Annotated in this window: 12 protein-coding genes; 10 read left to right on the forward strand and 2 right to left on the reverse strand. The window is 40.3% G+C overall.

Features of this window, described 5'->3' with window-relative positions; genetic code table 11:
• Window positions 1-619 precede the first annotated feature (619 nt).
• Window positions 620-1,342, forward strand: a complete 723-nt coding sequence (locus tag HF078_RS11125; RefSeq protein WP_169291231.1) for an EcsC family protein — start codon at window positions 620-622, stop codon at window positions 1,340-1,342.
• Between the two features lie 45 nt (window positions 1,343-1,387).
• Here the strand turns inward: HF078_RS11125 and HF078_RS11130 are convergent, their stop codons facing one another.
• Complete coding sequence (locus HF078_RS11130; RefSeq protein WP_169291232.1) at window positions 1,388-2,593, reverse strand: M20 family metallopeptidase; 1,206 nt, start codon at window positions 2,591-2,593, stop codon at window positions 1,388-1,390.
• Between the two features lie 143 nt (window positions 2,594-2,736).
• Here HF078_RS11130 and HF078_RS11135 point away from each other — a divergent pair, with 143 nt between their 5' ends.
• The 4 genes from HF078_RS11135 to HF078_RS11150 all read left to right on the forward strand — a co-directional run bounded on the left by HF078_RS11135 (window position 2,737) and on the right by HF078_RS11150 (window position 6,075).
• Window positions 2,737-3,414 carry a phosphatase PAP2 family protein gene (locus HF078_RS11135; RefSeq protein WP_169291233.1) on the forward strand — a complete coding sequence of 226 codons (678 nt, stop codon included), beginning with the start codon at window positions 2,737-2,739 and terminating at the stop codon, window positions 3,412-3,414.
• 164 nt (window positions 3,415-3,578) lie between these two features.
• Window positions 3,579-4,376 (forward strand): cell wall-active antibiotics response protein LiaF, encoded by a 798-nt coding sequence (liaF, locus tag HF078_RS11140; RefSeq protein WP_169291234.1) that lies wholly within the window; start codon window positions 3,579-3,581, stop codon window positions 4,374-4,376.
• Window positions 4,354-5,430 (forward strand): sensor histidine kinase, encoded by a 1,077-nt coding sequence (locus HF078_RS11145; protein ID WP_240951732.1) that lies wholly within the window; start codon window positions 4,354-4,356, stop codon window positions 5,428-5,430. Before liaF ends, HF078_RS11145 begins: the two co-directional genes overlap by 23 nt.
• Window positions 5,431-6,075 carry a response regulator gene (locus HF078_RS11150; RefSeq protein WP_169291236.1) on the forward strand — a complete coding sequence of 215 codons (645 nt, stop codon included), beginning with the start codon at window positions 5,431-5,433 and terminating at the stop codon, window positions 6,073-6,075.
• 271 nt (window positions 6,076-6,346) lie between these two features.
• On the opposite strand, the gene HF078_RS11155 is transcribed toward HF078_RS11150, so the two are convergent.
• Window positions 6,347-6,862, reverse strand: a complete 516-nt coding sequence (locus HF078_RS11155; protein WP_169291237.1) for an antibiotic biosynthesis monooxygenase family protein — start codon at window positions 6,860-6,862, stop codon at window positions 6,347-6,349.
• Window positions 6,863-7,070: 208 nt separating this feature from the next.
• On the opposite strand from HF078_RS11155, the gene HF078_RS11160 reads away from it, so the two are divergent.
• From HF078_RS11160 to hemY, 5 genes are all read left to right on the forward strand, one after another.
• Window positions 7,071-9,221 (forward strand): transglycosylase domain-containing protein, encoded by a 2,151-nt coding sequence (locus tag HF078_RS11160; RefSeq protein ID WP_481748015.1) that lies wholly within the window; start codon window positions 7,071-7,073, stop codon window positions 9,219-9,221.
• A gap of 70 nt (window positions 9,222-9,291) precedes the next feature.
• Window positions 9,292-10,941: an ATP-binding protein gene (locus HF078_RS11165; RefSeq protein ID WP_169291239.1), complete on the forward strand. Its 1,650-nt coding sequence runs from the start codon at window positions 9,292-9,294 to the stop codon at window positions 10,939-10,941.
• A gap of 124 nt (window positions 10,942-11,065) precedes the next feature.
• A complete protein-coding gene (hemE, locus tag HF078_RS11170) occupies window positions 11,066-12,106 on the forward strand; it encodes a uroporphyrinogen decarboxylase (RefSeq protein ID WP_481748013.1) in 1,041 nt (346 codons plus the stop codon).
• Window positions 12,107-12,304: 198 nt separating this feature from the next.
• Complete coding sequence (gene hemH, locus HF078_RS11175; RefSeq protein ID WP_169291240.1) at window positions 12,305-13,246, forward strand: ferrochelatase; 942 nt, start codon at window positions 12,305-12,307, stop codon at window positions 13,244-13,246.
• 25 nt (window positions 13,247-13,271) lie between these two features.
• The gene (gene hemY, locus HF078_RS11180) at window positions 13,272-14,702 is read left to right on the forward strand and encodes a protoporphyrinogen oxidase (RefSeq protein ID WP_169291241.1); all 1,431 of its coding nucleotides are present in this window, start codon (window positions 13,272-13,274) and stop codon (window positions 14,700-14,702) included.
• The last annotated feature ends 265 nt before the right edge of the window (window positions 14,703-14,967 follow it).

Consider the following 14,967-nt stretch of genomic DNA (forward strand, 5'->3'; position numbering starts at 1 on the left):
CACTGAAAAAGTCTTGGATTTTAGATGTTGTTTAGACACCGCTGTTGATTTCCGCAAACGGCTTCGCTTTCCTAGGGGCGCTGCTGGAGCCTCCTCGGCAAGCCTGCGGGGTCTCCACCTAGCGCTACCTCCCTCAGGAGTCTTCGCCTTTTGCTCCAATCAACAGCTAAGAATCATCATAAACTTTACGTTACCAGTTTTTCAGTGGCCTCAATGCGCCTGCGGGGTCTCACCAGTCCCTTCCTCCCGCTGGCTTCTACGCGCCTTCCACTTCAATCAACAAGATGACTTCATTCAACAAATGTTATCTTCATTCAACAAATGTTATTGAAGAACCATCAAAATGAGTTGCCAAATAAACCATCAAAGTAGCTTTAATGTAATTTTTAGCTGTGGATTGGAGCAATGGTGGAGACTCCAGCGGGGGAGAAACGGTTGGTTGAGACCCCTGAAGCGTTGTGAGGAGGCTCAAGCACCGTCCCGCGGAAAGCGAAGCCATTTGCGGAAAAGAACAGCGTCGGTAACACAGTAATCAAAATTGTTTTTTCTTATTCTGAAACATATTTACCCTAATTCTCGTATATGAAGTAAGGATAGATAAAGGTGAGGAGTGTTTCCTTTGTATGAAGACAAGGTAATAGATGAAACGAGAAGATGGAAAATGCAGGTGGCAAAGAAATCTACCATGTTTCAACGATTTTCCAAGGGTGCTCAAAATAAGGTAAATGCCATCATACCTGAGAAAGTCCATACCATCTTGACAGAGAGCATTAAAAAAATGGTTCAAGGGACACTTGTTGGAAGTAATATGACAACCAAGATGAAGGAAGGCCATGTAGTCATGACCTTAGAGGAAAAGGAAAAGTGGATTCATGAAAAATTGAATGTATATAAAAGAACAGCCGCAGTGGAAGGAGCAGGTACAGGGGCTGGAGGAATCCTCCTTGGCCTTGCGGATTTTCCCTTGCTTCTGTCGATTAAAATGAAATTTCTATTCGAAGTGGCTGCCATCTATGGTTTTAATACCAAAAACTACGAAGAAAGAGTATTTATTTTATATATCTTCCAGTTAGCCTTCTCAAGTGATTCCAGGAGAAAAGAAGTGTTAAGGTATGTGGAAAATTGGGAGGAGCACAAAGAGGAAGCAAAAGAGCTTGATTGGAAGGCGTTTCAACAGGAATATAGAGATCACATCGATTTGATTAAAATGCTGCAGATGATACCGGGGGTTGGAGCGGTTGTGGGGGCATATGCAAACTATCATTTCCTTGACCAGTTGGGGACGACAGCGAAAAATTGCTATCGATTAAGAATGTTTAAGGGAAAGGGAATTACGATATAAAAATGCCAGGCTTCATAAATGGGAGCCTGGCATTTACTTATCCAATTATTGATGAGAAGGGACGAGCTTTTCTTTTTCGTGTTGGTGATAAAGTACAGTTGCTGCACCAAGCGTTTTTGCGGCGATTAATAGTGATTTTTCATTTATGTCAAACTTAGGATGGTGGTGAGGATAGGCCACTTCCACGTCTTCCGGTTTAGCTCCTGTAAAAAAGAAAGTTCCCTTTACATGTCTCAAATAATAGGAAAAGTCTTCTCCACCCATATGTGGTGGTGTTTCTTCCAAAGCTTCCACCTCTTTAATGCCAGAAGCAACGCTTACTAGGTAGTCTGTCTCCTCTTTATGGTTGACCACAGCTGGGTACCCCCGGTGGAAGTTGTATTCATAGGTTGAACCGTTAAGTGCACATGTAGAAGATGCAACAATGTCAATTTCTGCTTCAATCAAATCGCGTACATCATCATTGAATGTTCGCACAGTTCCTTCTAGATAAGCGGAGTCTGCAATGATGTTAAAGGCATTTTCTGCAACAAACGTTCCAACCGAGATTACCGCAGGGTCGACCGGGTTCACTCGTCTGCTTACTATCTGTTGAAGGTTAAGGACCAGTTGAGAAGCAGTGACAACGGCATCTTTTGTTTTATGCGGTTGTGCACCATGTCCACCGGAACCCTGGACTTTAATGGAGAAGCGATCAGCTGCAGCCATTACAGGACCTACTCGGTACAGAATTTTACCAGCTTCATTACCAGACCATAAGTGGGTACCAAATATGACATCCACCCCTTCTAAACATCCGTCGTTTATCATAGCAACAGCTCCACCTGGTGCATATTCCTCTGCGTGTTGATGAATCAACACGACGTTTCCTTCAAGATCCTCTTTTAGTTCATTTAAACACTTTGCCAGAACTAATAATGTTGCGGTGTGGCCGTCATGTCCACAAGCATGCATGACCCCTGGAACTTTTGATTTGTATGCCACTTCTTTTTCATCCTGTATTGGAAGTGCATCAAAATCGGCACGTAAGGCAACTGTTTTTCCAGGTCGCGCACCGGCTATCTTGGCAACCACACCATTGCCGCCAACATTTGTCTGGTGTGCTATTCCTAAATTTTTATAGTACTCAGCTATGTAAGCAGCCGTGTGGAATTCTTTAAAAGATAATTCAGGGAATTGGTGCAAATAGCGTCTGATTTCAACCATCTCATCGTAACGACTTTCTAAAAGTTCATTCAGCTTATCTAACAAGTGGCTCTCCCCATTTCTAAATTATTATCAATGCTTTTATTTAATATAGTATTCTATATGACTATTCGAAAAAATAATAGTCATAACTTTCATAAATTTAGTAAAATAGTAAATGTATGTTGGTATAAGAGGAGCTGTCAATAATGGAATCAGAATTAGGAAAAAAACAGGTGGAAGGAAAACAAACGAGTAAATGGAGAAGGTTAATCTTATTTCTGTTATGTGGTGCCTTTTTCATTTGGTCCTTTCAACAAATTATGAATGAACGAACAATTGGTTTTGATGAATCAATTCGCAACTTTGTAAATGGATTGGAAGCTGATGTCCTAATTAGCTTTTTTCACTTGTTTACGATGCTTGGAGATAGAATGGGAGTCATTATTATTATGTTATTATCCATTCTGCTGATTTGGTGGAAAAAAAGAGATTACCCAGCGATGGCCGTAATCGTTGGAGGGGTCATTCTCGTCAATGAACTTAACAAATGGCTCAAAGACTTCACGGGCCGTGAAAGGCCGATGACAGGTCCAGGCGCGGAAAGTCTCAGTTTTCCAAGTGGACATGCCATGGTTGGCTTATTCTTTTATGGATTATTATTATATTTTGCATTAGCTTATACAAAACAAAGTGGAAAGCGTTTGCTTATTGCAATATTTGGAACAGTGTTCATCGCGCTTCTTGGTACTAGCAGAGTGTTCTTAAATTATCATTACCCATCAGATGTTTTTGCTGGTTATGCAGCAGGGTACATATGTCTGGTCCTTGGTGTATTAATGTATGAATGGTTACAAACGTTACGTCAAAGTAAGAAAGCAATGTAGCTATGGCTCATTGCTTTTTTCGCTTCATTTCAGTCTCAAGACGGACAAAGAAACTGGCTGCGGATAGGGGCTTTTTAGAAAGAGAATACGTAAAATAGAATTATATTAAAGGTTTTAAACAAAACCGTGTCAAATATAGAAGAAGGGGGGCTTATAGAAATTGAATGAAAACATTTAATCAAAAAATCATGGCTATTATCTTTGTTTTTATTGGAATCATGTTGTTACTTGTCAACATTGGTGTCATTTCCTTGGAAATAAAAGAGTATTTTGTCACCTTTTATCCAGTGTTAATCGTGCTTTTTGGTTTGAAATTATTCATTGAAACTTTATTTTTTCAAAAACGAGCGCTTTTCATTAGTTTGTTTCTTTTAGCTTTTGGTGGATTGTTGTTACTTGACCGTGTTGAATATATCGAGTTTCAGTTCCATATGTTTTGGAAATTATGGCCGCTCTTGATTGTTTATGTTGGAATGAAATTGTTTGTGAACAAGCGTCCAGTCACAATTAGATTCACTAAGGAAAATGATGAATTCAATGATCTATTCGAAACCTATGATAAGTCCGATGAAGAGGTAAATTGGAACGGGAATAGTTCAAAGCGTGTTATAACGATCGGCGATATGAAAATGAATAAGCAAAACTGGGCAGTGGAGCCATTGTCTGTCTGGAATGTAGTTGGTGATTATTATTTTGACTTTAGTAAGGCTTATATACCAGATAAAGAAACAAGTATTCAAATAAAGGGCGTTGTCGCGGATTTAAAGATGCTTGTTCCGGAAGATCTTCCAATTAAAGTGTCGGCTAAAGTAAAAATTGGGCACTTGAATATATTGGGGAATTCTTCAGAAGGAAAAGGAAATAAACTTTACTATGAATCTGAAAATTACAATGAGGCGACTAGAAAGCTTAACATTGTGCTGGATATGAAAATAGGGGATGTTCGCATTGATCGGGTCTAATAAGGGGAAAAAAATTGAGAGTTTACGATTTTGGTATATCCGTTCTTTCATGGTTGTATCGGTTGTATCAGCGTTCCTTTTTTTTCTGTTTCTCCAGGTTGTTCTGCTTTTTTATCCCGATGGTTTAATCGTGGATGTTCAATGGAGTATGTTGTTGACGGTGGTGGCGTTCATAATTTTGGCTATTACAAGTTTATATTTTGGCTATAAGCAAAGCGGAAACATGAAAAAGAGAGTCGAGGATATTTCTACATTTATTGCAACGTTGGGAAGAGGGAAGTTCTCTGAAAGAATTGCAGTTGAACAAACTGATGAACTTGGTAGATTAGCAGAAGATATCAATCAGCTTGCTATTAAAATTCAAAATCAGGTGAAATCATTACAAAAGCTAGCTGAAGAAAAGAATGAATTGGCAATCAAAGCGCATAATGCTGCAACAATAGAAGAAAGACAGCGTCTGGCAAGGGAGCTTCACGATTCCGTCAGTCAGCAGCTGTTCGCTTTAAGCATTATGTCTTCCGCTTCTATCCGAATGTTTGACTCCCATCCAGAAGAGGCAAAAAAGCAGCTAACTGATATTGCTGCCATAGCGGCTCAAGCTCAAGGAGAAATGAGAGCCTTGCTCCTTCATTTGAGACCTGTCTCGTTGACCAATGATTCGTTGTGCGTTGGAATTAATAAATTATTGACAGAGTTAGAGGACCGAACTCCCATCACTTTTCAAAAAGATATTCAGGAAATTTCGGTGTTATCCAGTGCGACAGAAGATCACCTGTTTAGAATTATCCAAGAGGCGATATCCAATATTTTGAGACATGCTGACGCCACAATCGTTAAGTTGGACATGCATCAAAAAGGAAATCAGTATGTATACATATTTATTAGTGACAACGGTAAAGGGTTTGAAATAAATCAACAAAAACAAGCTTCCTTTGGACTTCATACGATGCGAGAACGCTGTGAAGAAATAGGAGGGCAGTTCCACATCCGTTCCAAAAAAGGGGAAGGAACTCATATTGAAATCAACATTCCAATACGAGAGGGGGAAAACTAGATGAATAGGATTAAAGTGGTGGTAGTCGATGATCATGATATGGTGCGAAAAGGACTATTAGCTTATTTAATAACAGAACCTGGAATAGAAATTGTCGGAGAAGGTTCTAGCGGACAGGCAGCGATTGAACTTGCTAAACAAGAAAAACCTGATGTCATCTTGATGGACTTATTAATGGAAAATGGTACAGGAATAGAAGCTACCAGGGAAATTATTAAATTTCATCCCACCTGTAAAATCATTATCATCACTAGCTATTTCGATGATGAACAGGTTTTTCCAGCCATTGAAGCTGGAGCGTATAGTTACCTGTTGAAAACGGCAAGGGCAGAAGATATCATAAAAGCGATTGAAAAAGCAGTGCAAAATGAGCCTGTCATAGAACCAAAGGTAGCAAGTAAGATGATGAACCGATTTCGTTCACCCTCCAAATTGCCTCATGATGATCTAACAGAGCGGGAACTAGAAGTTCTTATGTGCCTTGGGGATGGATTAACGAATCAGGAAATCAGTGAGGAATTATATATTGGAATTAAGACTGTAAAAACACATGTGAGCAATATTTTGGGTAAGCTGCAGGTTGCTGACAGAACGCAAGCGGCGATCTATGCCAATAGGCATGGAGTGCTGCGTGAGAAAAAATGAGGCAAATGAAAACCCCCGTTTATTGATGGAGGCCACTGAAAAAGTATTTTATTTAAGGTTTAAGTTAACGTCGCTGTTGATTTCCGCAAATGGCTGCGCTTTCCTAGGGGCTGACGTGAGCCTCCCTCGGCTTCGCCTGTGGGGTCTCCACCTAGCGCTGTCTCCCTCAGGAGTCTCCGCCTTTTGCTCCAATCAACAGCTGGAATTCTCAATGACTATCTAGTATCAGTTTTTCAGTGGCCGTCATTGAAGGACGGGAGATTCACTATTACTAATCCTGTTCGGGCATTTCTGCGTAGTAGGTGGTTACGTAAGAAGGACGAGGGAAAATCTGTTGCTTTTGGTCGACGCCTTCTGAAGTGCCGCGTTTTTCGTGTGCTTTATCATAAGCTTTGGATTCTTGCCATTGCTTAAAGTATTTAACATCTTCCCATAGTGTTAAAATGACATAAGTATCAGAATCTACTGGGCGAAGTACGCGAATTGCTGCAAATCCAGGCTCCTTTTCAATTAAACCTGCTCTTTGGCTAAAACGATATTCAAAGACAGGTCTACCTTCGTCTGTTACTGGTATGTTATTCAATACAGCAAATTTTCCCTTCGACAGATCTCCATTAGAATCAAGCACTTCAAAATTCTTTCCTGATTTGAAGCTGGACTGTTCCACCGTTTCATGCATAAGAACCGCGTTATCCTCCCCAAACATTAACAAGTTTTCTCCACTTTCTAACGTGTTTTTTAAATCACCTAAATAATCGGTGGTACCGAAAGTCATGTAAAAATTCATCTTCTATTCTCTCCTTTATGTTTAATATCGACATTATAATTACAAAATAAGGGAAACTCGAGAAAAAATATGTAGAATAAGGTAGAATAAAGGGTGGACAACCTTTCAATTTTACCTTACTAGATGATTATTCCCGGTACATAGGAGGAGGTAAACCACTTTGGAAAGATTTAAGAGAAATAAATTATCCCAAATGAAATTACCAAACATCAAAGCAATCTTGTCTAAAAAGTACTTCCTTTTTCCATTTATTTTAGCATGCATTGCTGTAATAGGACTAATAGGTTATATCTTTATCATTTTTTTAGGCGACTATGTCATTGATGAAAAGAAATTGATCATGGATTCCACTACAACTATGGTAGATGAAAGCGGAAATGAAATAGCCTCGCTCTTTTTCGAAAATAGGGAAATCGTAGAAATATCCAAAATACCGGTACATGTAAGAGAGGCATTTGTGGCGGTGGAGGACAATCGTTTTTATGAACATAGAGGAATTGATGTTCGGGCAATTGGTAGAGCAGTCTACCGTGACATTCTGGCCAGAAGCAAGGTAGAGGGAGGAAGCACCCTCACTCAGCAACTCGCAAAAAATATCTTCTTGTCGAATGAAAAATCATGGCTCCGAAAAACGAAGGAAGCGGTAATTGCGATAAATCTTGAAAGAAGATACACCAAAAATGAAATTTTGGAAATGTATTTAAATCAGATATATTTTGGGCATGGTGCATATGGCGTCCAAGCAGCATCAGAACTTTATTTTAACAAAAATGTAGAAGAATTGACGGTAGAGCAAGGTGCCTTGTTGGCTGCTCTTCCTAAAGCGCCTAATGGTTACTCTCCCATTAATCATCCAGAGGAAGCGAAAAAAAGACGAGATCTTGTCTTGCATCTTATGGAAGACCAAGGCTATATTGAGGCGGAAGAAGCTGTCGGGTTAATGGGGAAAACGCTAGGCTTGGATGTGATTGAATCTCCAGAAAAGCAGGCTTACTTAACGTATATCGACATGGTGATGGAAGAAGCAGAAGAAAAATATGGCTTTACTCCAGAAGAATTGCATAGAGGCGGGTATAAAATCTTGGTACCGATGAATGTCGCGGCTCAAGATGCTGCATTCCAACGTTTTCAGGACAATCAATATTTTCCCGGCACCAATGATAACGTCGAAGGTGCATTTGTCATGATGGATCAGCACAATGGAGGCGTAATGGCCGTTATTGGTGGAAGAAACTATGTCACAAAGGGAATTAACCGGGTCAATATCAAAAGGCAACCTGGTTCCACCTTCAAACCTTTGGCTGTCTATGCCCCTGCACTTGAGGAAGGCAAATATGAGCCGTACAGCCTTTTAAAAGATGAGTTACTCTCTTATAAAGATGGACAAGAAGTTTATAAACCAAGAAACTATCATCATCAATATAAAAACGAAGTAACCATGTATGAGGCTATTAAGGATTCCTTAAATGCACCTGCAGTTTGGGCATTAAATGAATTGGGAATCAAAAAAAGTAAAAGTTACCTTGAAAAGTTGGACCTGACTATTCCTGATAACGGGCTGGCTATTGCACTTGGAGGATTGAAGGAAGGGGTGACCCCTTTAGAATTGACAAAAGCTTATCGATCCTTTGGCAATAATGGCAAAATAGTAGAACCTTATTTTATTCAGGAGATCAGAACGAGAAAAGGCGAAGTTGTCGCCAAAGTAAAAAAAGCCGAAAAAAAAGTATTTAGCCCTCAAACAGCGTGGAATATGACAAGGATGCTTGAAGGAGTGGTTCAGGACGGTTCGGCACAAGCAGGAGATCTTCAAGGGGAACTTGCCGGTAAGACAGGCACTACCAACTATCCGGGTGTAGATAATGCCATTAAGGATACTTGGTTTGTCGGGTATACGCAAGATGTGATCGGGACAGTTTGGATGGGCTATGATACCACAACTCCCGAACAACATTTGACTGCAGGAGGAGCTTATCCTACAAGACTATTGAAAGATATATTGCGAGATGCTGGACTCGATAATGGAGCTTTTTCCGTTCCTGTCGGTGTTTTGGATCTAGAAAAACCAATCACCATGCCTGAAAGTATACAATTGAATGGATCGATGACCTTTCATCCTTTGAGTTTGTTCACAGTCAACCTAAAGTGGGGGGAAGCGGAAGATGATCGGATTGTCTATAGAGTCTATTCTGTTTCAGGGGATAAGGAAAGTTTAATTGGAGAAGTATCTGGGGACCATCAATACTCAGTGAAAAATATCAACATCTTTAATGTGCCTGAATATTACGTTATTCCTTACAATACTCAAACCCAAAAAGAAGGAAATCCATCCAAAACACTAAAGCCGTCATTTAGATAAGGCATAATCAATAGCAATGTCTAAAAATAGAAAATATCAATGAAATGTACTGTTTGAGGAGAAGCGGGAGATGAATGTACAAGTAGGAGCATTATTTGCACGAGTTGGATCGAATATTAAAGAAGCATGGTTAAATGAAAGAAGGTTGAACCAAGAGCAAATGCACATCATTCATCAGAAAAATAAGCTGATGTTGGTCGTATTTGTTACATTGCTCATTCTAGACCTGTTAACAAACATATTTATTTTCCCAGAGATACTTCCTGCGATCTTGCTCTCTGCAGGATCGGTCTGTGCTTTGGTTGCTTTCTTTGTTTTACGCCCTAAGCTTGCTAAGGTGGGGATGTATGTCATCGTATGTACATCCTTTATTCCATTTTGGATGGTAGCCTATCTAGATAAAGATGTAATCAATTTTTATTTTCTATCCATGCCTTTAATTATGTCTTCTTTATATAATCGTATCTTGCCCATTTTAATAGCTAGTTTTTTGACTTGTATCACCCTGTCATTTTTCTACATCGACTATAGTAACATTGTGTTTTCCAATCATTTAAAAGAGGATGTATTTTATTTTATTCTGTTTTCCCTATTCGTCACCATCTTTCTCCTCTTTTCTTGCAGGCTGACAGGGAGCCTCTTAGAGAGGGCAGAAAAGAAAGAGAAGCAGACTTCCTTAGAGTTGCTTTCTACGAAAGAATATTTAGAAGCATATTTCAATAATACGACAGACTCTATTGGAGTTTATGACCTGAACGGGGCCATTTTAAAAGTAAATTCTTCCTTTGAAAAAATGTTTAAAGTGAACGAAAGAGATATCATTGGTTCGGAAACAAGCTTTCTTTCTTTTACATCTGCAAATTCTCTCCGTGTTTTTTTAAGTAAACTGAAAAAACAGAAGCAACTCTCATTTGAACTACTTACAACAACGGAAGGAATGTATATTGACCTCAACATCACGCTTACTCCAGTAAAGGACGTACAGGGAAGAATCATAGCACTTGTTTTTCTCATGAAGGATATTACCGATAAAAAGAGAACGGAAGAAGCACTCATGCAGTCGGAAAAGCTTTCTGTCATCGGAGAACTCGCAGCCGGAGTGGCACATGAAATTAGAAATCCTGTCACCGTCTTAAAAGGGTTCGTTCATATCCTTTCCCAGGAAAGCAGAGAAAAAGAATTCTTTACCATCATGGATAAGGAATTAGAACGAATCAACCAGATTACAAATGAATTTATGGCGCTAGCAAAACCCCAGGCCATAAAAATTAAAAGACAGAATTTAAAAGAACTCATTCAGGAGGTCTGTGTTTTTCTTGAAAGTGAGGCATTTATCAATCAAGTTGTCATCGAAGTGGTTCATTTTGAAGAGTGCATATGCCTTGAATGTGAACCGAATCAAATCAAACAAGTATTAATAAATATTATTAAAAATGGCATGGAAGCAATGCCAGACGGCGGGAAGATAACCATTCATTCTCAAGTGGTGGACGGTTTTGTTAACTTATTAATTAAGGACGAAGGATATGGAATACCTAAAGAGGTAATCAGCAAGGTAGGACAACCTTTCTTTACCACTAAAGAACAGGGTACAGGGCTCGGTCTGATGGTTTCCATGAAAATAATTGAAAACCACGGTGGACAGTTAAGGATTCACAGTGAAGAGAAGGTCGGATCAACAGTAGAAATCTCACTGCCGCATATGAAGGTGGGGGAATAATCGTCTATTTTATGAACAATAAGCACTCATTCTATACATTCCTTACATTTATAGGTATAGTGTAACATGACAGAAGTGAAACGTAATAAAAGCAGAAATAAGTCATTTGAAAGGGGTCATCATTTTGAGTCAAACAACATTTAACGATACATTTTTACGAGCATGTAGAGGAGAGAAAACAGAGCATGTCCCATTATGGTATATGAGACAAGCAGGACGTTCTCAACCGGAGTACAGAAAAATTAAAGAAAAGTATTCATTATTTGAAATTACTCATCAACCTGAGCTTTGTGCCTATGTGACAAAGCTTCCTGTTGATCAATATAACGTGGATGCAGCCATCCTATATAAAGACATCATGAGTCCCCTTCCTGCAATTGGTGTGGATGTGGAGATTAAATCCGGAATCGGCCCAGTTATTGATAACCCGATCCGATCCATTCAAGATGTTGAAAAGCTTGGAGAAATACATCCTGAAGAGGATGTTCCATATGTACTGGATACCATCAAGCTGTTAACAAAAGAGCAATTGAATGTTCCGTTAATCGGTTTCGCGGGGGCACCATTTACGCTTGCTTCCTATATGATCGAAGGTGGACCATCTAAAAACTATAATAAAACCAAAGCATTCATGTATGCAGAACCGAAAGCTTGGTTTGCATTAATGGATAAACTGGCAGATATGACTATCACCTATGTTCGCTCCCAAATCCATGCTGGTGCAAAAGCAATCCAAATTTTTGATAGTTGGGTTGGAGCATTGAATGTAGAAGATTACCGTTACTTCATTAAACCGGTAATGAATCGCATCTTCTCCTCATTAAGAGAAGAAAATGTACCATTAATTATGTTTGGAGTAGGTGCAAGCCATTTAGCTAATGAGTGGCACGACCTTCCACTTGACGTGGTGGGGCTCGACTGGCGTTTACCGATTACAGAAGCTAGAGAACGTGGAATTACGAAACCTGTTCAAGGTAACTTAGATCCTGCTATTCTTTTAGCACCATGGGAAGTTATTGAAGAAAAAGCAAAAGCAATCCTTGACCAAGGAATGCAACAACCTGGCTACATCTTCAATCTTGGCCACGGAGTTTTCCCACAAGTCAACCCAGACACACTAAAACGTTTAGCAACATTCGTACATGACTATTCTTCTAATAAATAATTATGTTTTAGGATATTTAAGCTGATGATTGGAGCAAAGGGCGAAGACTCCTGAGGGAGATAGCGGTAGCTTGAGACCCCGCAGCGGAGCGAGGAGGCTCAAGCACCGCCCCTAGGAAAGCGAAGCCCCGTGCGGAAATCATCAGCGGAGTTAACAAGATACTCTCCAATAGACCAGAAAAGAAAAGAGGTAAACTATATGTCCAAAAAAACAATGGGCTTGTTGGTAATGGCATACGGTACACCATATAAAGAAGAAGACCTAGAACGATACTACACACATATCCGTCGCGGCAGAAAACCATCCGACGAAATGCTGCAGGACCTGCGCGAAAGATATGACGCGATCGGAGGAATTTCTCCACTTGCGCGTATCACAGAAGAACAAGCAAATGCACTAGGTGCACACTTAAACAACATCCAAGATGACATTGAATTTAAAGTCTACTTAGGCTTAAAGCATATCGAACCATTCGTAGAAGATGCGGTTCAACAAATGAAAGAAGATGGAATCGAAGAAGCGGTAAGCATCGTACTTGCCCCTCACTTCTCTACTTTCAGCGTGAAATCCTACAATGGACGTGCACAAGAAGAAGCAGAAAAAATCGGCGGCCCATCCATCGTTTCAGTTGAAAGCTGGTATGATGAGCCAAAGTTTATCCAGTACTGGGTAGATAGAGTGAAAGAAACGTTTGGATCCATGAATGAAGCTGAACGGGAAAAGGCAGTATTAATTGTTTCAGCACATAGCCTTCCAGAAAAAATCATTCAAATGGGGGACCCATATCCAAACCAACTTCAAGAAACTGCAGACCTTATCGCAAAGGGTGCAGGAATTAAAAACTATGAAATTGCATGGCAAAGTGAAGGTAACACACCGGATCCATGGTTAGGGCCAGATGTTCAAGACATCACACGTGACCTTCATAAAGACAAAGGATATACGTCATTTGTTTACACTCCGGTTGGATTTGTATCAGATCACTTGGAAGTGCTATATGACAACGACTACGAGTGTAAGATTGTAACAGATGAAATCGGTGCAAAGTACTATCGCCCGGAAATGCCCAATACACAACCAGAATTTATTGATGCGATGGCTACTGTCGTATTGGAAGAATTAAAAAAAGTATCTCAGTAAATCTAGAAAAGAAGGCGATGAAACCATGAACGAGGAGAAAAAAAGGGTTGTCATCATCGGTGGAGGCATTACTGGCCTAGCCGCTGCCTACTATCTTCAAAAGGAAAAAAAAGAGAAAAACCTTGATATAGAGATTACCCTGATAGAAGCAAGCAACCGACTTGGTGGGAAAATCCAGACTGTAAAGCGTGATGGATTTACTATTGAACGTGGACCAGACAGTTTCCTTGCTAGAAAGTTAAGTGCTGGAAGATTGGTAAAAGAAGTCGGTCTTGAAGATCAATTAGTGCACAATTCAACAGGTCAAGCCTACATTCTGCTAAAGGGACAACTCCATCCAATGCCTGAAGGGTCTGTGATGGGGATTCCTACAAAACTGTCACCTTTTGTTACAACAGGATTATTTTCCCCAATTGGAAAAATGCGTGCAGCAGCGGACCTTATCCTTCCTGCTTCAAACAATGGTGGTGAAGACCAATCACTTGGTTCATTTTTCCGCAGAAGACTCGGGGATGAAGTGGTGGAAAACCTGATTGAACCGTTACTATCTGGGATTTATGCAGGTGACATCGATAAATTAAGCCTGCAAGCCACTTTCCCGCAATTTCAACAGGTGGAAGAGAAGTACCGCAGCTTAATACTCGGGATGAAACAGACCACTCCTAAACAAAAACCTGCACCTGCCCAAAAGAAAAAAGGTATGTTCCAGACTTTGCGCGGGGGCCTTCAAACGCTTGTGGATGCCCTTGAAGAAAAGCTAGATCAGGTGACCATCTTAAAAGCAGTTAAAGTGGACACCATTAAGAAAATAGAGGATCAATATTCCCTATCTTTAAGTAATGGCAAAGAGGTCCAGTGTGATAATGTTATTATCTCGACTCCTCATCATGCTACAGCAGGCCTGATTCCCGGGGCAGATTTTCTTGCTCCACTGCAGCAGATGTCCTCTACATCTGTTGCGACCATTGCAATGGCATTTGATGAGTCAGCTCTTAAACAAGACATTGACGGTACAGGCTTCGTGGTGTCCAGGAACAATGATTATACGATAACTGCTTGCACATGGACCCACAAAAAGTGGCCGCATACAACACCAAAAGGGAAAGTAATCCTTCGCTGTTATGTTGGCAGAGTGGGAGAGGAAGCAATTGTTGATCAGAGTGATGAAGAAATAAAAAAAGTGGTACTCGATGACCTTAACAAAATTATGGAGGTCGGATCCGAGCCAGAATTTACGATTGTCACTCGTTGGAGAGAAGCAATGCCTCAATACGCTGTCGGTCATAAAAAGATGCTGCAGAAGATGAACGCTCGTCTATCAGAAGCCATGCCTGGAGTGTATCTTGCAGGAAGTTCTTTTGAAGGCGTCGGGCTACCTGACTGTATTGATTCAGGTGAAGCGGCAGTCAAAGCAGTGATAAATAGCATAAAAAACAAACCTGTTGCTCAGGTATAAATATCAATAGAAGGTTCAGTCGCAGCATAAAGCGACTGAACCTTTTTTTAAAAAGTAAATAATACAGTTGATTTCCGTTTCAGGCGCTTCGCTTGCATGCGGGCGGTCCGGGAGCCTCCTCGGCTTGCGCCTGCGGGGGTGTCTCCCCTGTCCCTTCCTCCCGCGGGCGTCTACGAGCCTTCCACTCCAATCAATAAGGTGGCTTCATTTACTTAAGGGCTTGTGAGAATTCATCTAACTGAGTTATCTGTAAAAGCACTAACAT

Origin of the sequence: Bacillus sp. RO2, assembly GCF_012911845.1 — a bacterium.
GTDB lineage: Bacteria > Bacillota > Bacilli > Bacillales > Bacillaceae_I > Sutcliffiella_A.

Coding starts and splice junctions, on each gene's coding strand:
- HF078_RS11135 (WP_169291233.1), top strand. CDS start 2,737: ATGGAATCAGAATTAGGAAAAAAACAGGTGGAAGGAAAACAAACGAGT.
- liaF (WP_169291234.1), top strand. CDS start 3,579: ATGAAAACATTTAATCAAAAAATCATGGCTATTATCTTTGTTTTTATT.
- HF078_RS11145 (WP_240951732.1), top strand. CDS start 4,354: ATGTTCGCATTGATCGGGTCTAATAAGGGGAAAAAAATTGAGAGTTTA.
- HF078_RS11150 (WP_169291236.1), top strand. CDS start 5,431: ATGAATAGGATTAAAGTGGTGGTAGTCGATGATCATGATATGGTGCGA.
- HF078_RS11155 (WP_169291237.1), bottom strand. CDS start 6,862: ATGAATTTTTACATGACTTTCGGTACCACCGATTATTTAGGTGATTTA.
- HF078_RS11165 (WP_169291239.1), top strand. CDS start 9,292: ATGAATGTACAAGTAGGAGCATTATTTGCACGAGTTGGATCGAATATT.
- hemH (WP_169291240.1), top strand. CDS start 12,305: ATGTCCAAAAAAACAATGGGCTTGTTGGTAATGGCATACGGTACACCA.
- hemY (WP_169291241.1), top strand. CDS start 13,272: ATGAACGAGGAGAAAAAAAGGGTTGTCATCATCGGTGGAGGCATTACT.